Origin of the sequence: Micromonospora sp. WMMD712, from assembly GCF_029581295.1 — a bacterium.
Lineage (GTDB): Bacteria > Actinomycetota > Actinomycetes > Mycobacteriales > Micromonosporaceae > Micromonospora > Micromonospora carbonacea.
This window is the reverse complement of the sequence record NZ_CP120743.1, coordinates 556,395-573,967: the sequence shown is the minus strand read 5'-3', so window position 1 is coordinate 573,967 and position 17,573 is coordinate 556,395. Positions and strand designations below refer to the sequence as shown.

The 17,573-nt window shown below is 74.8% G+C and carries 16 protein-coding genes; 3 read left to right on the top strand and 13 right to left on the bottom strand.

Annotated elements, in window-relative coordinates; translation table 11 throughout:
- Nucleotides 1-2 precede the first annotated feature (2 nt).
- The 3 genes from O7633_RS02185 to O7633_RS02175 form a co-directional block, all read right to left on the bottom strand.
- Entirely contained in the window at nucleotides 3-1,622 is a 1,620-nt protein-coding gene (locus tag O7633_RS02185) for a HAMP domain-containing sensor histidine kinase (RefSeq protein ID WP_282325686.1), read from the bottom strand.
- The gene (locus tag O7633_RS02180; protein WP_282328449.1) at nucleotides 1,619-2,383 is read right to left on the bottom strand and encodes a response regulator transcription factor; all 765 of its coding nucleotides are present in this window, start codon (nucleotides 2,381-2,383) and stop codon (nucleotides 1,619-1,621) included. The genes O7633_RS02185 and O7633_RS02180 overlap by 4 nt, the downstream gene beginning before the upstream one ends.
- A 70-nt stretch (nucleotides 2,384-2,453) precedes the next feature.
- Entirely contained in the window at nucleotides 2,454-3,725 is a 1,272-nt protein-coding gene (locus O7633_RS02175) for an efflux RND transporter periplasmic adaptor subunit (RefSeq protein ID WP_282325685.1), read from the bottom strand.
- A 205-nt stretch (nucleotides 3,726-3,930) separates the two neighbouring features.
- Here O7633_RS02175 and O7633_RS02170 point away from each other — a divergent pair, with 205 nt between their 5' ends.
- Nucleotides 3,931-4,515 (top strand): hypothetical protein, encoded by a 585-nt coding sequence (locus tag O7633_RS02170; protein WP_278135035.1) that lies wholly within the window; start codon nucleotides 3,931-3,933, stop codon nucleotides 4,513-4,515.
- Nucleotides 4,516-4,564: 49 nt separating this feature from the next.
- On the opposite strand, the gene O7633_RS02165 is transcribed toward O7633_RS02170, so the two are convergent.
- The 6 genes from O7633_RS02165 to O7633_RS02140 all read right to left on the bottom strand — a co-directional run bounded on the left by O7633_RS02165 (nucleotide 4,565) and on the right by O7633_RS02140 (nucleotide 11,243).
- Nucleotides 4,565-5,365 carry a hypothetical protein gene (locus tag O7633_RS02165; protein ID WP_282325683.1) on the bottom strand — a complete coding sequence of 267 codons (801 nt, stop codon included), beginning with the start codon at nucleotides 5,363-5,365 and terminating at the stop codon, nucleotides 4,565-4,567.
- Nucleotides 5,366-5,467: 102 nt separating this feature from the next.
- Nucleotides 5,468-6,784, bottom strand: coding sequence for a PHB depolymerase family esterase (locus O7633_RS02160; protein WP_282325682.1), 1,317 nt, complete (start codon nucleotides 6,782-6,784; stop codon nucleotides 5,468-5,470).
- 159 nt (nucleotides 6,785-6,943) lie between these two features.
- The gene (locus O7633_RS02155; RefSeq protein WP_282325681.1) at nucleotides 6,944-8,101 is read right to left on the bottom strand and encodes a serine hydrolase domain-containing protein; all 1,158 of its coding nucleotides are present in this window, start codon (nucleotides 8,099-8,101) and stop codon (nucleotides 6,944-6,946) included.
- A 3-nt stretch (nucleotides 8,102-8,104) separates the two neighbouring features.
- Nucleotides 8,105-8,932 (bottom strand): carbohydrate ABC transporter permease, encoded by an 828-nt coding sequence (locus O7633_RS02150; protein WP_074476062.1) that lies wholly within the window; start codon nucleotides 8,930-8,932, stop codon nucleotides 8,105-8,107.
- A complete protein-coding gene (locus O7633_RS02145; RefSeq protein ID WP_282325677.1) occupies nucleotides 8,929-9,885 on the bottom strand; it encodes a sugar ABC transporter permease in 957 nt (318 codons plus the stop codon). Before O7633_RS02145 ends, O7633_RS02150 begins: the two co-directional genes overlap by 4 nt.
- Nucleotides 9,882-11,243 (bottom strand): extracellular solute-binding protein, encoded by a 1,362-nt coding sequence (locus O7633_RS02140; RefSeq protein ID WP_278135023.1) that lies wholly within the window; start codon nucleotides 11,241-11,243, stop codon nucleotides 9,882-9,884. Before O7633_RS02140 ends, O7633_RS02145 begins: the two co-directional genes overlap by 4 nt.
- A gap of 360 nt (nucleotides 11,244-11,603) precedes the next feature.
- Here O7633_RS02140 and O7633_RS02135 point away from each other — a divergent pair, with 360 nt between their 5' ends.
- Both O7633_RS02135 and O7633_RS02130 read left to right on the top strand, forming a co-directional pair.
- Nucleotides 11,604-12,659 carry a LacI family DNA-binding transcriptional regulator gene (locus O7633_RS02135; RefSeq protein WP_278135021.1) on the top strand — a complete coding sequence of 352 codons (1,056 nt, stop codon included), beginning with the start codon at nucleotides 11,604-11,606 and terminating at the stop codon, nucleotides 12,657-12,659.
- A gap of 66 nt (nucleotides 12,660-12,725) precedes the next feature.
- Nucleotides 12,726-13,673 (top strand): glycoside hydrolase family 68 protein, encoded by a 948-nt coding sequence (locus O7633_RS02130; protein ID WP_282325676.1) that lies wholly within the window; start codon nucleotides 12,726-12,728, stop codon nucleotides 13,671-13,673.
- A 40-nt stretch (nucleotides 13,674-13,713) separates the two neighbouring features.
- Here O7633_RS02130 and O7633_RS02125 read toward each other — a convergent pair whose 3' ends face one another.
- From O7633_RS02125 to O7633_RS02110, 4 genes are all read right to left on the bottom strand, one after another.
- On the bottom strand, nucleotides 13,714-15,144 hold the full coding sequence (locus O7633_RS02125) for an MFS transporter (protein WP_278136425.1): 1,431 nt from the start codon (nucleotides 15,142-15,144) through the stop codon (nucleotides 13,714-13,716).
- Nucleotides 15,032-16,054, bottom strand: a complete 1,023-nt coding sequence (locus O7633_RS02120; protein WP_282325675.1) for a thioesterase domain-containing protein — start codon at nucleotides 16,052-16,054, stop codon at nucleotides 15,032-15,034. The genes O7633_RS02125 and O7633_RS02120 overlap by 113 nt, the downstream gene beginning before the upstream one ends.
- Before the next feature lie 8 nt (nucleotides 16,055-16,062).
- Nucleotides 16,063-17,160: a class II histone deacetylase gene (locus O7633_RS02115; protein WP_282325674.1), complete on the bottom strand. Its 1,098-nt coding sequence runs from the start codon at nucleotides 17,158-17,160 to the stop codon at nucleotides 16,063-16,065.
- Nucleotides 17,161-17,260: 100 nt separating this feature from the next.
- Nucleotides 17,261-17,566: a hypothetical protein gene (locus O7633_RS02110; RefSeq protein WP_278135013.1), complete on the bottom strand. Its 306-nt coding sequence runs from the start codon at nucleotides 17,564-17,566 to the stop codon at nucleotides 17,261-17,263.
- Nucleotides 17,567-17,573 lie beyond the last annotated feature (7 nt).

Genomic DNA, 17,573 nt, shown 5'->3' with positions numbered 1-17,573 from the left:
CCTCATAGCTGGCTCGGAGTCGGCGGCGGCGCGTCGGGGACCGGCCGCGCCGGCCGGCCGCCCTCAGCCGGGGAGCCGGCGGCGGGCAGCAGTACGCGGAAGGCGGTGCCCGCCCCCGGGCCGCTGTGCAGCTCGATCCAGCCGCCGTGGGCGTGCACGATCGACGCCGCGATGGACAGGCCGAGCCCGGAGCCGCCGCCGTCGCCCCGGCCCCGGCTCGCATCGGCCCGGTAGAGCCGCTCGAAGACCCGGGTGGCGTGCTCGGCGGGGATGCCCGGACCGTCGTCGTGCACCTCCAGCACGGCCAGCCCGCCGGCGGGCGGTGCGGGCGGCGGCCCGGACCGGACCACCACGGCGCCCCGGTCCGGCGCGGGCGGCGGGCCGGCCACGGCGGCGGGCAGCCGGCCGATGCGGACGGTCACCCGCGCCCCCGGCCCGGTGTGCTGCATGGCGTTGCCGACCAGGTTCGCCGCGACCTGGCGCAGCCGGTGCTCGTCGCCGAGCACGGTCGGCGGCTCGAACGTCTCGTCGTCCTCGGTGAGCGTGGTCAGCCGGACCCGCCGCCCCGGGGCGCGGGCGTGCGCGTCGCGGATGGTGTCGGCGGCGACCTCCAACACGTCGACCGGGCGCAGCACCGGGGCGCGGTGCCGGTCCAGCCGGGCGAGCAGCAGCAGGTCCTCGACGAGCACCCCCATCCGGGCGGCCTCGGCCTCGATCCGGCCCATCGCCTCGTCCAGGGCCGGTCCGGGCGGGGCGCCGCCGCGGCGGTACAGCTCGGCGAAGCCCCGGATCGAGGTCAGCGGGGTGCGCAGCTCGTGCGAGGCGTCGGCGACGAACTGGCGCAGCCGGCGGTCGGCCGCGGCGCGGGCGGTCATCTCCGTGCCGATCCGGTCCAGCATGAGGTTCACCGCCGCGCCGAGGCGACCGGGCTCGGTGTGCGGGTCGGTGTCGTGCAGCCGGCGGGCCAGGTCGCCGCCGGTGATGCCCGCGACGACGCGTTCCATCCTGGTCAGGGGGCTCAGCCCGAGGCGGACCACGAAGGCGGCGAGCAGGCCCAGCACGATCAGGACGCTGCCGGTCACCGCGACGTCGATCAGCACGAGCCGGTCGACGGTACGCTCCGCCTCGGCCAGGGACGCGCCGAGCACCACGACCTCCCCGCCGTCGCCCACCGGGACCGCCAGCAGCCGCCACGCGTCCCCGTCGCCGGCCACGGTGTACGGGCGGCCGGTCCGGGCCCGCGCCGCCACCTCGGCCAGCGGGCCGGGATCGGGCGCGGCGGCCGACGGCGTGCTGCTGCGCTCGGGGTCCCGGGTGCCGTCGGCCCGGTAGTGGACGACCAGTTGGTCCGGCCCGAGGCGCGCGAACCGGCCGGGGTTGCGCGGCCCGCCGGTGGTCGCGCCCCCGGCCGGGAGCCCGGAGGCGGCGCGCGGGGCGTCGGTGAAGGGGCGGGCCAGCCCGGTGAGCTGCTGGTCGACCCGCTGCACCAGGTAGCCGCGCAGCAGCACCAGCCCGGCGGCGTTGGCTCCCAGCAGGGCCAGGGTGGCGAGGATTCCGACGAGGAGGACCAGCCGGGACCGCAGGGTCCAGTGCGCCCAGGGGCGGATCGGCCGCCGGCTCACTCGTCGCCGCGCGGCAGCCGCAGCGTGTACCCCACGCCGCGCACGGTGTGGATCAGCGGCGGCCCGAGCTTGTCGATCTTGCGACGCAGGTAGTAGACGTAGGACTCGACGATTCGCCCGTCCCCGCCGAAGTCGTAGTTCCAGACCCGGTCGAGGATCTGCGCCTTGCTGACCACCCGGCCGGCGTTGGTGAGCAGGTAGCGCAGCAGCCGGAACTCCGTCGGCGACAGGTCGACCGGACGACCGGCCCGGCGCACCTCGTGCGCGTCGTCGTCGAGTTCCAGGTCGGCGTAGCGCAGGACGGCCGGCGGCGGGGGCGCGGGCGGCGCGGCCGTCGGCTGCTCCGGGTGGCTGCGCCGCAGGATGGCCCGGATGCGCAGCACCACCTCCTCGAGGCTGAACGGCTTGGCCACGTAGTCGTCCGCGCCGACGACCAGCCCGGTCACCCGGTCCTCCACGGTGTCCCGCGCGGTGAGGAAGAGCACCGGCACCGGCCGGCCGGCCGCGCGCAGCCGGCGGGCGACCTCGAAACCGTCCACGTCGGGCAGCATCACGTCGAGGACCACCAGGTGCGGGTCGAACTCCTCGACCAGGGCCAGCGCCGCCCGGCCGCTGGCGGCCACCCGGGTCTCGTACGAGACGAGGCCCAGGGTGACCGCGAGCAGCGTGGAGATGTTCGGTTCGTCGTCGACCACGAGGACCCGCGCGGCGCAGGCGCCGTCGACGGCCGTGGCGGCCCGTCCGGTGGGTGGCCGGAGAATGTCGGTTCGCACCACCACTGCCTACCGGAGGCTGCTCCACGCGCCCTGTGCGGAAGCTGTGTCCCCGCTGTCACCAGGAGCGGAGCACCAGCTCACCGGCGGTGAGACCGGAGGTCACCTCGGTGAACCGGCCGCCCCGCAGCCCGACGGCGACCGTGCGCGGCGTGCCCTCGACGCCGACGCGGACGGTGCCGGTCCCGCCGGCGACGTCGTGGACGGCCGTGGACGGCACCCGCACCGCGTCCGCCACCGCCGCGGTCTCGACGGTCACCGCGGCGCTCTGCCCGACGAGCAGGTCCTGCGGCGCCTCGGTGAAGGAGAGCACGACGCCGTAGCGGACCAGGCTGCCGTCGCTGACGCCGACCGGGTCGACCTGGACGACGGTCGCCGCGAACGTGCGGTCGGGCCGGTCGGGGAGGGTGAGCGTCGCCTGCTGCCCGACCGCCAGGGCCACGGCGTCGGCCTCGGGGAACCTGGCCTCGACCTGCATCGCGAACGTGTCGGCGAGGGTGATGAAGGTGCTGCCCCGGCCGACCTCGCTGCCCACCTTGCCGGCGACGGACAGGACCGTGCCGGCGATCGGCGCGGTGATCATGGTGCCGGCCAGCGTCTCCCGCGCCTCGGCGAGGCTCGCCTCGGCCTGGTTGACCCGGCGCTGGGCCTGCAGGATCGGGTCGGCGGCGCCGGCCGCGCCGCCGCCGGCGCAGGTGCCGCCCGGCGCGGGCGCGGTCGGGCCGGACGCGGACGGGCGGGCCGACCGGCCGCCGGTGGCCGTCGGTGCGGGCGTCGACCTGGTGGCCGTCGGCCTCGGGGAGGCGGTGGCGGAGCTGGCGGAGGCACCGGGAGTCGGCGCGGTCGCGGTGGCGGTGGCGGTGGCCGAGCGCAGGACGACCGGTCGTACGCCGGCACCGGTCGGGCAGTCCGCCGCCCCGTCGGCCGTGTCCTCGCGGGCCCGGGCGAGCGCGTCCCGCGCCTCGGTCAGGTCGTCCTCGGCCTCGTCCACCGCCTCGGCGGCCGCGGCGGCGTCGTCGTCGGCGACGGCGGCCAACCGCTGTCCCGCCCGCACCACGTCGCCGGGCCGCACCGAGATGGTCTGCACCGTGCCGACGACGGAGAAGCCCAGGGCTCGGGTGGTCGCCGGCGCCACGGTGCCCGAGGTGGCCACTTCGACGGCGACGGGGCCCCGGTCGGCGGCCACGGTCGACGGGCGGGCGGGCGTCGGATCGGCGTTCGTGGCCAGCAGCCACCCGCCGCCGGCCACGATCAGGAGCAGGGCGGCGCCGCCCGCCACGACCCGACGCGCACGCCGGGTGCGCCACCGTCGGTTCTGGCCGTCTCCCATGGGCGGCCAGTCTGCCCACCACGGCTCGGCACCGGCTCGGCCTCAGCTCGGAGTTGCCTGGGAACGCCCCCGGCGGGTCGCCGCGCCGACGGGCCGTCGCCGTGGTGCGGCGCGGACTCCGAGGCAACTCCGAGCCGGGACCGAGCGGCCGGTGAGGTGGGCCCGGTTACCTGGACGGGCCCCGGAGAAGGTTGAGGAGTTTCGCATGTCGTTGTCTGGAAGAGGCCGCCTGCTCGCGACCGCGCTGACCGTCGCCGCGTTGGCGCTGTCGACCGCCTGCGCCGGCACCGACGACGCGGCGGCTCCGGCCGGCGACAACGGGCAGGGCGGCCAGAACGCCTTCGCCGCCTACCGGGACTGCCTCCAGGACAACGGCGTCACCCTGCCCTCGGGCGACGCGCGGCCGTCCGGCTTCCCGACGGCGCGACCGTCCGGCTTCCCGACGGCCCGGCCATCCGGCCTGCGCAGCGCGCGTCCCTCGGCCCGGCCGGACGCCTCGGCGGGCGCGGGACGCGGTGGACCGGGCCTGGGACGCCCCGACGGCGTCGACGAGGCCACGTGGGAGAAGGCGCAGCAGGCGTGCGCCTCGGTGCGGCCCAGTGGCGGCCCGGGCGCCCGGCCGGGGGGCTCCGGCGCGCCGGGGGGCGGGCAGGACGACGGTCGCCGCGCCGCTTACCGCACCTGCCTGAGCAACCGGGGCGTCGACCCCGCCGACATCGACTCCGGCGACCCGAAGACGACCGAGGCGCTGGCCGCGTGCGCGGCGGTCAGCCCGTCGCCGGCGTCCTGAGCCGCCGCCGCCCGCCCTCCTGGCCGCCCGGCGCGCACCCGCCGGGCGGTCAGGAGAAGCGTTCGACGGTGACGGGCAGCAGCCCCCGCATCCGCAGCGTCGTGGTCAGCTCCCGCAGCATCGGCCGGATGGTGTCGTCCCGATCGCCGGCCAGGTCGACGGTCAGGTCCAGGCACCACGGCCCGCCCGCGCCGATGCGGCGCAGGTGCCAGGTGAACGCGTCGTCACCGACCCGCCGCCGGGCGACGCCGAGCACCCGGGCCCCGGGGTCGGCCGCGTCGCCCGCGACGGTCATCCGCCACGTGGCGCGCAGGTGCGCCAGGCCGTCCGGCCCCAGGGCGTCGGCGAACAGCACCCGGTAGACCCGGGTCTCGCCGGGCCCGGCCGCAGGGTGTCCGGGCGTCAGCCGCAGCGGTGCCGTGGCCAGCGGCGCGGGGTCGTGGAAGTGGCCGCGCAGCGTCCCCTCGTCGGGCAGGTCGCCGCCGCCGAGCTCGTGGTAGGCGGCTGCGGCGTCCGGTCGGGCGACGGCCACCACCCGGCGGCGCAGGGCAGCGTCGAGGCGCATGGTCCGGCTGAAGTCCGCCGAGCTCCACCAGCCGCCGTCCTGCGGGGTCCACGCGGCGCTGTGCAGGCGCGCCGCCGAGTGGTCAGCCGCGTGCTCGAACTCCTCGACGACCAGACCCTCCGGCCGCCCGCGCGGCTCACCGCCGGCCGGGCCCGGATGGACCAGGTAGTAGTCCAGGGTGGCCGACGCGGTGACCGCATCGCGAACCGGGGCGGCCGGCGCGTGCCACCCGGCCGCCCCGCCACCGGGCCAACGGCCGGTCGCCCCGCCCTCCCCCACGCTCATCGCGCCATTGTGGACCGCACGGTCGCCCCGTCCGGGCCGACCCGCCGCCCGGCACCCGACGGGATCGGGTGCGGGCCGACGGATCGGGCCGGACGGCGTCCGCTACCTGCGCTGGGCGAGCAGCCAGCGCAGGATGCCCTGGTCGGCGTAGGTCGGCCCGAAGGCGGCGTGGTAGTCCGGCTGGGTGAAGGCGTCATTGCCGTACTCGGTGTAGCGCAGCAGGGCGTCGATCTGCTGGGGGGTCTTGCCGTCGGCCGCGTAGGCCGCCTGGAGGGCGGCGCGGGAGTTGCGGGCGAGGGAGACGTTGAGCAGGTGGTCGTTGACGCCGTGGGTGATCCAGACCGGGATCTCGGCGGCGGCGATGGCCTCCGCCTGGTCGACGCCGACCTGGAAGCCGCCGGTGATCAGGCCGGCGGCGAAGAGGTCCGGGCGCTTGGCGAACGCCTGCCAGGCCAGTTGCGAGCCGTAGGAGACGGTGGTCGCGTAGACCCGGTCGGCGTCGACGGGGTGGTCGGCGACGAACCGCTCGACCAGCTTGACGAGCAGGTCGGCCTCGGCGGCGGCCCCCACGCGCTGGTGCTGGGGGGCCAGCACGATGACGTCCTCGTCGGTGCCGGTCCATTCGCGTTGCAGCCACGCCGTCGCCGGGATGTCCGCGGCGAGCTGCACGCCGGTGTTGTCGCCGTCCCAGCCCATGCCGTGACCGGGCAGCACCACCATCAGCGGGTACCTGCGGCCCGGCTGGTAGTTCTTCGGCAGGTGGTAGTGGTAGGGCAGGACCATCCCGCCGCTGAGGTACGAGCCGTAGGTGAAGTCGTCGACCAGGAGGTCGACGGGCTCCTCGGTCATCGGGTGCGACCGGTGCGGCGCCCCCTTGGCCAGCACCGGTCCCTTGCCCCGGCCGCGACCCGGCACGCCGCGCACGTCTTCGCGCTGCACCACCCGCGTGGGCAGGTCCGGGTTCACCTTGACGGTGCACAGGAACGTGGGGCACTTCGAGACGATCACCGTCGAGCCCTTGCCGTCGGCGGGGTCGAGTTCGACGATCACGTAGCGGCCGGTGACGGCCCGGTGGTCGCCCCGGGTGGCGGGGCGGCTGTTGGTGTAGACGTGGGTGATGCTCCGGTCCGCCAGTTTCGGCAGGTCCTCGATGGGGTTGAAGCGGAAGTTGTAGACGGTGTCGGCGACGGAGAACGTGCCCGTGTCGAGGGTCCGGGGATCGACGGTCGCGCCGTACTCGACGGCGACGGCCGAGACCTGCTGGCCGTACGGGTGGACCTGGGTGATGGGGGTGATGCTCCGGATGCCCGTGGCGGTGTCGCCGCCGTGGCCGGTGCGGTCCGCGCCGTACGCCGCGCCGGCCGATGTCGACAGGATGGCGGCGGTCAGCAGCGCGACGGTCCTCAGGCGAGGGGTCATGCGGTTTCGTCCCTCCCGCGGTCTCCGGTGGCGGCGGGCGCGGCCCGCCCGCCGCCATCCATCGACGCTAAAATGATTTAGCTGGAGCTAACGCGCCCCGCCGCGCCCCTGTCAAGACACAATGGAAATCCGGTGGAAACAATCGTGGCCGTCGACGGGTCAGCTCTCCAGGCACCGACGCACGGCGGCGACCAGCCGGTCGCCCCGCTCGTCGCCCACCCCGCCCATCTGGTTGACCACGTACGCGAAGCCGACCTGGTGGGCGTCGTCGCCGAAGGCCACGTGACCGCCCGCGCCGTCGTGGCCGAAGCTGCGCGCGCCCAGCAGCGGCCGGGCCGGCGGGGAGTCCAGCAGGAAGCCGGTCCCCCAGCGCTGCCCCTCGTCCGGCGGCCCGTAGCGCTGCCGGCCCCAGACGCGGGGCGTGGTCGCGTCGTCGACCGACGCCACGGTGAGCAGCCGCCCGACGCCGTCGACGTCGGAGACGGCCGCGGCGTAGAGCCGGGCGAGGCCCTCGGCGGTGCTGACCGCGCCGGCGCCGGGGATCCCGGCGGCCTGGATGACCGGGTCGTTGAAGCTGACCAGGCCGTCGTCGTCGGCCGGGAAGGCGTAGGCCCCGTTCATGGTCAGTCCCCGCTCGGCGACCGGGTCGAGGGCGGGCAGCGCGCCGGCCGGCGGCGCCAGCATCCAGGCCACCGCCGGGCGCTCGGCCTCGGGAAGGCCGATCCAGGTATGCAGGCCGAGCGGCTCGGCGAGCGCCGCGCGGAAGAACGCGCCGGGCAGTTGCCCGGTGACCCGGCGGATCACCTCGCCGACCAGCCAGCCGTAGGTCATCGCGTGATAGCTGTGCGCGGTGCCCGGGGGCCAGAGCGGCGGCTGCGCCTCGATCGCCTCGATCACCGGCGTCCAGGCGACCACGTCCGCGCGGGTCAGCGGCCGGTCCAGGGCCGGCAGGCCGGCCTGGTGGGTGAGCAGCCAGCGCACCGGGATCCCGTCCTTGCCGTGCTGGCCGAACTCGGGCCAGTACCGGGTGACGGGGGCGTCCAGGTCGAGGCGGCCCTGTTGGACCAGCAGGTACGCGCAGACCGCCAGGATCCCCTTGGTGCAGGAGAAGACGACCGCCGGGGTGTCGGCGACCCACCGACGGCCGGAACGCGGGTCGGCGAGCCCTCCGTGCAGGTCGACGACCTTGCGGCCCCGCACGTAGAGGGCGACCGCGGCGCCCACGTCGCCGCGCGCGGTGAAGTTGTCCCGGAAGACGTCGACGACCGGGCCGAAGCCCTCGTCGGCGTCGCCGTGGACCGGTGCAGGCGTCGTCACGCGCTATCCCTTCAGCGATCCCTGGATGAGGGCCTTGATGAACTGGCGTTGGAAGATCAGGAACACGATGAGGGTGGGGGTGAGGATGAGCAGGGAGCCGGCGCACAGCAGCACCAGGTCCGTCCCCCACTGCCCCTGGAACGCCCCGAGCGCGCCGGCCATGGTGCGTTTCGTGGCGTCGTCGACGAGCACGATGGCGAGCAGGAACTGGTTCCAGGTCCACAGGAACAGCAGGATGGTCAGCGACGCGATGGCCGGCCGGGCCAGCGGCACCTGGACGCGCCAGAACAGCTGCCAGGTGTTGCTGCCGTCGACCCGCGCCGCCTCGGAGAGCTCCTTGGGCACGGTGGCGAAGTGCGCCCGCATCCAGAACACCGAGAACGGCATGTACAGGCCGATCAGCGGCAGGATGATCGCCCACCGGGTGTTGAGCAGGCCCAGGTCGCGCATCTGGTAGTACAGCGGGGTGACCACGGCCTCGAACGGCAGGGTCAGGCCGAGCAGGAGCAGGCCGAAGGCGATCCGGCCGCCGGGCACCCGCAGGTGGCCCAGCCCGAAGCCGGCCATCGTGGCGATGACCACGCCGATCGGCACGACCCCGACCACGATCAGCAGGCTGGAGCGCAGCAGCGCCCCCATGTTGGCGGCGGTGAACGCGTCGGCGAAGTTGCCCCACTGCGGGTCCGTCGGCCAGGCCAGCCCGGTGGGGACGGTGCCGCGCGGCTGCAACGCCGCCGACAGCATGCTCAGGAACGGCAGCAGGGTGACGACGACCAGCGCGATCAGGAAGATCCGGCCGGTCAGTCGCTCGCTGCGGCTGGTGAGGTTCATGCCTTGTCCTCCCGGGTCAGCCGCTGGATCGGCAGCACGCAGGCCAGCACCAGCACCATGAGCACCACCGACAGCGCCGAGGCCAGCCCGACCTGCCGCTGGGAGAAGGCGAGCCGGTAGATCTCCAGCCCGGGCACGGTGGTCTGGATGCCGGGGCCGCCGCTGGTGGAGATGTAGACGATGTCGAAGCTGGCGAGGGCGGCGATGATGGTCACGGTCAGGCAGACGCCGATCTCCTGGCGCAGGCTCGGCAGGGTGACGGCGAAGAACTCCCGTACCGGCCCGGCGCCGTCGATGCGGGCCGCCTCGTAGAGCGCCGGGTCGATCTTGCTCATGCCGGTGACGAGCAGGATCGTGCACAGGCCGAGCATGACCCAGGTGCCGATCACGCCCACCGACGGCAGCGCGGTGTCGAACTCGCCGAGCCAGGCCCGGGTGACCCCGCCCAGGCCGACCGCCCGCAGCACCTGGTTGACCAGGCCGTCGGTGGACAGCAGCCAGCTCCACGCGATGCCGGCCGCGACCAGGGGGATCACCTGCGGCAGGAACAGCACGGTACGCACGACGGTGCCGAACGCGCCGCCGCTCATCCGGCGCACGAGGCTGGCGACCAGCAGACCGAGGGCGACCGGGACGAAGCTGAAGAAGATGATCAGGACGAACGCGTTTCCGATGATCTTCAGCAGGTCGCTGTCGGTGAACACGGTCAGGTAGTTGGTCAGCCCGACCCACTCGGCCTGGCCGATGCCGTTCCAGCGGTACAGCGAGTACTGCATCGTGAGCAGCAGCGGGCGCAGCACGAAGATCGCGTACATGAGCAGGGCCGGCAGGACCCACAGCCAGCCGAGCCACCCGGCCGTGCGGCCCCACCGCCTCCGGTGGGGCCGCACGGGTGACTGCTGGTGTGCGCCGCCGGCCGGGGCACCGGCGGTGCCGCCGACGGCAGCGGTCATCGGGACAGTTCCTTCTCGTACTCGGCCTGGACCGCCTTCACGTACCCCTCGGGGGTCTGCTGCCCGGCGATCAGCTTCTGCAGCTCCGGGGTGATCGCCGCGGCGAAGATGCCGCCGGTGGCGTTCGCGGTGAAGTCGACCGCGCCGTTCTCCGCGCCGAGCTGCTGCGACGCCTTGAGCGTCTCGGCCAGCACGGTGCCCTCGGCGACGGGCGGCAGGGGCAGCTCGGCGGGGCCGCCGGGGCTGGAGCCGCCGACCTTCACGGAGATCTCCCGGGCCTTCGCGTCGGTGTGCGCCCAGTTGAGGAAGTACGCGGCGGCGTCCGGGTTCTTGGCCCGGGCACCGACGCCGAAGGTGTTCGGCGCGGACATCGCCACGTGCTTGCCGCCGGCGGCCTCGGTCGGGAACAGGAAGAAGCCCGCGTTGCCGGCCATGTTCTTGTCCAGGTTGCCCGACTCCCAGTCGCCGTTGAACATGAACAGGCCGCCGCCCTTGGCGAAGTCGCCGACCATGGTGGCGTAGTCCAGGGCGTTGGCGTCCTTGGTGAAGTAGCCCGCCTTGGCCCACCGCTGGATGGTCTCGGTGGCCTTCAGCGCGGCGGGGGTGTCGAAGGTGGCGCCGGGCTTCTGGAAGATCCAGTCCGCGATCTGGGCGGGGTCGCCGAACTGGTTCTGCAACGCCTGGTGCGGGAAGTTGATGCCCGCGGTGTTCTTGTTGAACTGCACGATCGGCTGCACGCCGGCGGCCTTGGCCTTGGCCAGCAGCTCCTCGAACTCGGCGACGGTGGCCGGCGGCTCGGTCATGCCGACCTGCTGCGCCAGCTTCTTGTTGTAGAACACCCCGGTCACGCTGTAGCCGAGGCCCAGCCCGTACAGCGAGCCCGAGCCGCGCACCTTGCCCCCGTCGGCCAGCCGGAGCTGGACGAGCTGCGAGGCGGGGAACTTGTCCCAGCCGTAGGCCGTGACGTAGGGGTCGAGGTTCTTCAGCAGGTCGTCCTTGACCAGGTCGACCATGGTGGGCAGGCGGATGATGTCGGGCGCGTTGTCCGAGGCGAGCACCCGGGGCGCGTTCTCCGTGATCACCGTGAACTGGTCCTCACGGATGTTGAACTTCACGTTCGGGTGCTGCTTGGTGAACTCGTCGGCCAGCGCCTTGACCAGCGGGAAGCCGGTCTCCGCGTACAGCTCCAGGGTGATCGGCCCGGTGCCGAGCTCGGTGCTGACGGGTGCGTCGGACCCGGTCGACGACGGCTGGTCCGATCCTGGCGCGCTACACGCGCTCATCACCAGGCCCGCGGCCAGGGCCGGCACCAGCAGTGCCAGGCCGCGCCGCGAGAACCTGGTCGAGAAATCCGGCACGTCAACCACTCCTTGATTTCACGCCGCGTCACGCCGCCCGGCGGGCCGGCGCGTACCGGCCCGACCGTGTCGTGTCCGGCCCGCGCGGCCCGACTCTGCGGGTCGCGACCGAGCCGGTCGACATGATCACGGGGAGGGTCGAGGTGCCCTTCCGCACGGCCAAACGGCGTAGCTAAAATGATTTAGCAGAGCATGCGCGCGGCGCTCCGGACCTGTCAAGGACGAGTTCGCAACGACTCGGAAACGACCGGTTCACACGTCCCGCGGCCCGTCACCCACCCGCCGGGGGTGGCCCTCGTGACTCGCGCATGATGATGTGACGGGGCGACGCGGGACGCGTCACGGTGATTCGGAGGAGTCATGGGCCGCAACAGAGCAACCCTGGCCGATGTCGCGCGGCTGGCCGGACTGTCGAAGACGGCCGCCTCGATGGTGCTCAACGGGCGGGAGGGGACCCGGCTGTCCGCGGAGGCCCACCAACGCGTCTTCGCCGCCGCCGAGGAGCTCGGCTACCGGCCCAACATGGCCGCGCGCAGCCTGCGCACCCGCAAGACCGCCACCATCGCGTTCGTCTCCGACATCGTCGCCACCACGCGGTTCGCGGGCGACCTGATCCGGGGCGCGCTGGACGCCGCCCGGGAACGGGACCACGTGCTGCTGATCACCGAGACCCAGGGCGACGCCGCGTTCGAGCGGTACGCCATCGAGGCGATGCTCGACCGCCAGGTCGACGGCGTCGTCTACGCGGCGATGGCCACCCGCCGGCTCACGGTGCCCCCCGCCATCCTCGGCGGCCCGGTGGTGCTGCTCAACGCCGTCAGCCCGGGGGAGCTGCCCTGCGTGCTGCCCGACGACGAGCAGGCGGCCGTCGCCCTCGTCGAGGCCCTGCTCGCGCACGGCCACCGCGACCGCATCGCGCTGATCGGCCGCAACCGCCTCAAGGAGGGTGACCCGGAGGTCTCCATCGCCGCGCCGGCCCGCCTGCGCGGGGTCCGCGCCGCCCTCGCCGCGGCCGACGTCGGCCTGCTCGCCGAGTGCTTCTGCACGGAGTGGCTGCCGGAGCACGGGTACGCCGCCATGCGCGCCCTGCTGTCCCGGTCGCCCCGGCCGACGGCCGTCGTCTGCATGAACGACCGGCTGGCGTTCGGGGCGTACCAGGCGCTCGGCGAGGCCGGCCTGGCCATCCCCGACGACATCTCCGTCGTCTCGTTCGACGACGACCCCATCGCCGCCTGGCTGCGCCCCGGCCTGACCACCGCCGCCCTGCCGCACGAGCGGATGGGCCGCCGCGCCGTGGAGCTCGTGCTCGACGGGGGCGACGCCGGGCCGTCGTACGTCCCCATGCCGCTGCGTCGCCGCCGGTCCGTCGCCGCGCCGGCAGTCGGCGTCCCGGCGCCGAGGCGGGCGCCGGCGTAGGCCGGTGAGCGCCGCCACCGCCGGCCGAGGTGGTTGCTAAACCGATTCACTGGTAGGTTGCCGGCCATGCTGCGATTGCCGGACCACTGGGTGTGGGACAGCTGGTACGTCCAGGACGACGACGGCCGGTGGCACGTGTTCTTCCTGCGCGCCTCCCGGGCCCTGCACGACCCCGACCGCCGCCACCACCGGGCGTCGATCGGCCACGCCGTCTCCACCGACCTGCGCTCCTGGACCCTGCTCCCCGACGCGCTCGTGCCCGCCGACGGGCCCGCCTGGGACGACCTGGCCACCTGGACCGGCTGCACCGTCCGCGGACCCGACGGGCGGTGGCGCCTGTTCTACACCGGGGTCGCTCGCGCCGAGGACGGCCTCGTCCAGCGCATCGGCCTGGCCGTCTCCGACGACCTGACCACGTGGCACCGGCACGGCGACGGCCCCCTCGTCGAGGCCGACCCGACGTGGTACGAGCTGCTCGACCGGGATGCGTGGTACGAGCAGGCCTGGCGCGACCCCTGGGTCTTCGCCGACCCCGACGGCGACGGCTGGCACATGCTCGTCACCGCCCGCGCCAACCGGGGCCCGGCGGGCGACCGGGGCGTCATCGGGCACGCCACCTCGCCCGACCTGGTCACCTGGACCGTCCGGCCGCCGCTGTCCGCGCCCGCCGGCTTCGGTCACCTCGAGGTGCCGCAGGTCGCCGTCGTCGACGGCCGGCCCCTCCTGCTGTTCTGCACCAACGCCGTCGCGGACCCGCGCCTGCCCGACCACCGGATCTGGGTGGCGGACGCGCCGGGCGTGCGCGGCCCCTGGGACGTCGCCGCCGCGCGGCCGGTCCCGCACCCCCACCTGTACGCGCCCCGCCTGGTGCCCGACGGCGACCGGGGATGGGCGCTCATCGGCTTCCTCGACCGGGTCGACGGCGTGTTCGTCGGCGAGCTCACCGACCCCGTGCCGTTCCGCCTCCCGGAGGCCGACCCGTCGCCCGCCGGGACGGCCGCCGGCGGGCGGTAGCCGTCCCGGCGGGCGGTTGACCCGCCGGGACGGCCGGGCCTCAGGAGGCCGCCCGCGCCGGCACGGCGTCGTCCGCGCCGGCCTCGGCGTCGCCGGCCGGGCGGTCGCGGACCATGGTCAGCACCGCCACCGCGAGCAGGACGGTGATCACGGTGCTGATCGCCCCGACGATGTTGAGCCCGCCGGTGAAGGCGTCCCGGGCGGCGGCCAGCAGCGCCGCGCCCGCGTCGCCGGGCAGCTCCTGCGCCGCGGCGACGGCCGCGGCGAGGGTGTCGCCCGCGCCCGAGCCCTCGGGCGCGGTGAACTGGCTGCGGTAGACGATCGCGCCGACGCTGCCCAGGATGGCGACGCCGAGCGCCATGCCCAGCTCGGTGCTGGTCTCCGACACGGCGGAGGCGGAGCCCGCCTGCTCGGGGGGCGCCGACCCGACGACGATGTCGGTGCCCAGCGCGATGAGCGGGCCGCCGCCGGCGTAGACGAGCAGGAAGCCGACGACCAGCTGGGTGAGGCCACCCTGGCTGTCGAGCAGGGCGAGCATCAGGTGCCCGACCGCCGAGACCGCCAGCCCGACGGCCACCACCCGGGCCGGCGCGATCCGCGCGGCCAGCACGGGCGACAGCATGGACGTGACGATCAACGCGAGCGCCGCCGGCAGCAGCCAGAGCCCGGCCCGCAGCGGGGAGAGCCCGACGACGAGTTGCAGGTACTGCGTCACGAACAGGTAGGTGCCGCCGGCGATGAGCATGCTGAACAGCATCGCCACCAGTGCCGTGGCCAGCGGGCGGTTGCGGAACAGCCGCAGGTCGATCAGCGGGCTGGCCAGGGCGCGCTGCCGGCGGACGAAGAACACGCCGACGACCAGGCCGGCGACGACGGCGAGCAGCGGCAGCGGGCCCGCGTCGTCCTTGGCCAGCTCCTTCAGCCCGAAGATGATCGGCAGGATCGCGGCGAGGGACAGCGCCACGCTGGCCAGGTCGAGCCGGCCGGCGTCGGCGTCCCGGTATTCCGGCAGCAGCCGCGGCCCCGCCACCAGCAGCACGGCCATGATCGGCACGTTGAGCAGGAACACCGAGCCCCACCAGAAGAACTCCAGCAGCGCGCCGCCGACGACGGGGCCGAGCGCGACGCCGACCGAGAACATGGTGACCCAGACGGCGATGGCGACGCCCCGCTGCCGCGCGTCCTGGAACATGTTGCTGATCAGCGCGAGGGTGGAGGGCATCAGGGTGGCCCCGGCGACGCCCAGCGCGGCCCGCGAGGCGATCAGCATGGCCGGCGTGTCGGCGTACGCGGCGACCACGGAGGCGACGCCGAACGCGGCGGCGCCGATCAGCAGCAGCCGCCGCCGGCCGATCCGGTCACCGAGGGTTCCCATGGTGACCAGGAACCCGGCGATCATGAAGCCGTAGATGTCGATGATCCACAGCATCTGCGGGGCGCTGGGCAGCAGGCTCTCGCTGATGTGCGGCACCGCGAGGTGCAGGACGCTCATGTCGATGGAGAGCAGGAGCGTCGGCAGCGCCAGCACTGCCAGGCCGAGCCATTCCCGGGGGCCCGCCCGGTGCTGCGGTTCGATCGTGGTGGGCAATGTGGATCCTTTCTGGATGTGCCGCCGGGCGGGGGAGGCAGTGGGTCGTCAGCTGCGTGACCACCGCCTCGGCGACGTGCGACTCGTACAGGTAGAAGTGGCCGCCGGTGAACATCCGGCGGGCGAACGGCCCCGTCGTCTCCAGCGACCACAGGTGCAGCCGGTCGGCGACGACGATCGGGTCGTCCGCCGCGCCCAACGACAGAATCGGCACGCCGGTGCCGGTGGCCGGCCGCTCGTAGGTCTCCATGGCCTCCAGGTCGGCGCGGATCGCGGCCAGCGCCGGTCGCACCAGGTCCGCCCGGTGCAGCAGGTCGGGGGCGATGCCGCCGATGTCCACCAGGTGTTCCAGCAGCTCGGCGTCGGTGCGCCGGTGCCCGTACGGCGGCTCGCTGGGGAAGCAGGGCGGCTGCCGGGCCGACACGACGAGGTGCCGCGGCGGCAGTCCCGCCCGCTCCATCGCCCGGGTCAGCTCGTAGCCGAGCACGCTGCCGAAGCTGTGCCCGACGATCACGTACGGCAGGGGCGCCCGCTCGGCGAGGGCCCCGGCGAGGCCTTCGACGAGCGGCCCGACCCGCCGCAGCGGCGGTTCGGCGGCGCGCAGGCCCCGGCCGGGCAACTGGGCGACCAGGAACTCGACCCCGGCGGGGACGACCCGCGTCCAGGACCGGAACGCCGAGGGCCAGCCGCCGGCGTGCGGCAGCGCCACCAGCCGCGCCCACGGGGCGTCCGGCCTGGCTGCGGCGGCGGCCGGTCGCGCGCCGCCGCCCACCTTCAGCAACCAGGGGTTCATCGTCGTCCTCACGCCAGCAACGGATGGTGGGCTTCGAGGTGGGCCAGCACCCGGTTCTGGTGCGGTCGCAGGCGCTGCCCCGGCAGGTGCTCCAGCGAGTGCAGGAAGGGATCCGGCGGCTCGGGCAGGCCCGCGAGCGCCGACGCGACGGCCAGCACCAGCGTCGGCTGGTACCACGCCGAGTAGCCGCCCTCGTGGGCCAGGACGATCCGCCCGCCGGTCAGCTCGTCGGCGAGGGCGCACATCCGGGCCGTCATGGCGTGGAAGGTCCGGCTGGTGCACATCATCCGGCCCATCGGGTCGTGGCCGCCCGCGTCGAGGCCCGCCGCGACGAGGATCAGCGCCGGGCCGAAGGCGCGGGCCGCCGGCTCGACCAGCCGGGTCAGCGCCGCCAGGTACGCCTCGTGCCCCGAGCCGGCCGGCAGCGGCACGTTGAGGGTGCGGCCCGCCCCGGCGCCCTCCCCAGTCTCGGTGACCAGGCCCGAGGCGGGCGGGAAGAGCCCCTCCTGGTGGATCGAGACGTAGAGGACGTCCGGGTCGGTGTAGAAGGCGCGCTGGATGCCGTTGCCGTGGTGCACGTCCCAGTCGAGCACCAGCACCCGGCGTGCGCCGTGCCGCTGGGCCGCCCGCGCGGCGATCGCCACGTTGTTGTAGAGGCAGAGGGCCATCGCCCGGTCGGGCTCGGCGTGGTGCCCGGGCGGCCGGACGAGGCAGTACGCCCGGTCGTGCCGCCCGTCGAGCACGGCGGTGGCGGCCTGCACGCAGGCGCCCACGGCCACCCGGGCGGCGTGGGCGCTGTGGTGGTTGACGTGCGCGTACACCCCGGCGTCGCCCGCGCCGAGCGCGGAGGCCGCCTCGACGCGGTCGACGTGCTCCCGGGTGTGCACGAGCAGCAGGTCGTCGTCGCCGGCCGGGTCGGGGGTGACCTGGGTGAAGTGGTCCAGCACCCCGGCCATCCGCACCAGCCCCTCGGCGCGGCGCAGGTCGGGGTCCACGGCGAACTGGCGCAGGGGCTCGATGCCCGGGCCGACCGGCAGGTAGCCCGACCCCTGGCCGGGGTCGTGCCAGAAGCAGACCTCGTGGCTGTACCAGGCGAGATTCGGCATGTGCGACGTCCTTGGCGCTCGGGTCGGAGGGGGCGGGTGGTCGCCGGCCGCGACGCCGACGGGGGGTGTCGACGCCGCGGCCCGCTCGGGGGGCGACCGGTTACGCGGCGACGGCCGCCCGGTCCCGGGCCTGCCCGGTCACCTCGGCGACGCGGCGCAGGTAGTGCTCCCGCTCCTCGGCCGGGGTGTGCTTGGTCCGGAACGTGGAGTCGAGCCAGGCGAGGACCTGGTCCACCTCGGCGGGGCCGAGCGGCCGGTCGCCCAGCTCCTTCTCGAACTCGCGGATGCGGGCCGTGGGCGCGAGCACGCCCTCGGCGTAGCCGGACTCGTCCGGGTTGTGGTTGCGGGTGCAGGCGATGGCCTTCAGGACGGCACCGAAGAAGGCCCTGCTGTCGATGTCGCTCACTGTGGTC

What these genes read in the sequence shown, in the direction of transcription:
- O7633_RS02175 (WP_282325685.1), bottom strand. Translation starts at nt 3,725, where the DNA reads ATGGGAGACGGCCAGAACCGACGGTGGCGCACCCGGCGTGCGCGTCGG.
- O7633_RS02170 (WP_278135035.1), top strand. Translation starts at nt 3,931, where the DNA reads ATGTCGTTGTCTGGAAGAGGCCGCCTGCTCGCGACCGCGCTGACCGTC.
- O7633_RS02165 (WP_282325683.1), bottom strand. Translation starts at nt 5,365, where the DNA reads ATGAGCGTGGGGGAGGGCGGGGCGACCGGCCGTTGGCCCGGTGGCGGG.
- O7633_RS02160 (WP_282325682.1), bottom strand. Translation starts at nt 6,784, where the DNA reads ATGACCCCTCGCCTGAGGACCGTCGCGCTGCTGACCGCCGCCATCCTG.
- O7633_RS02150 (WP_074476062.1), bottom strand. Translation starts at nt 8,932, where the DNA reads ATGAACCTCACCAGCCGCAGCGAGCGACTGACCGGCCGGATCTTCCTG.
- O7633_RS02145 (WP_282325677.1), bottom strand. Translation starts at nt 9,885, where the DNA reads ATGACCGCTGCCGTCGGCGGCACCGCCGGTGCCCCGGCCGGCGGCGCA.
- O7633_RS02135 (WP_278135021.1), top strand. Translation starts at nt 11,604, where the DNA reads ATGGGCCGCAACAGAGCAACCCTGGCCGATGTCGCGCGGCTGGCCGGA.
- O7633_RS02130 (WP_282325676.1), top strand. Translation starts at nt 12,726, where the DNA reads ATGCTGCGATTGCCGGACCACTGGGTGTGGGACAGCTGGTACGTCCAG.
- O7633_RS02120 (WP_282325675.1), bottom strand. Translation starts at nt 16,054, where the DNA reads ATGAACCCCTGGTTGCTGAAGGTGGGCGGCGGCGCGCGACCGGCCGCC.
- O7633_RS02115 (WP_282325674.1), bottom strand. Translation starts at nt 17,160, where the DNA reads ATGCCGAATCTCGCCTGGTACAGCCACGAGGTCTGCTTCTGGCACGAC.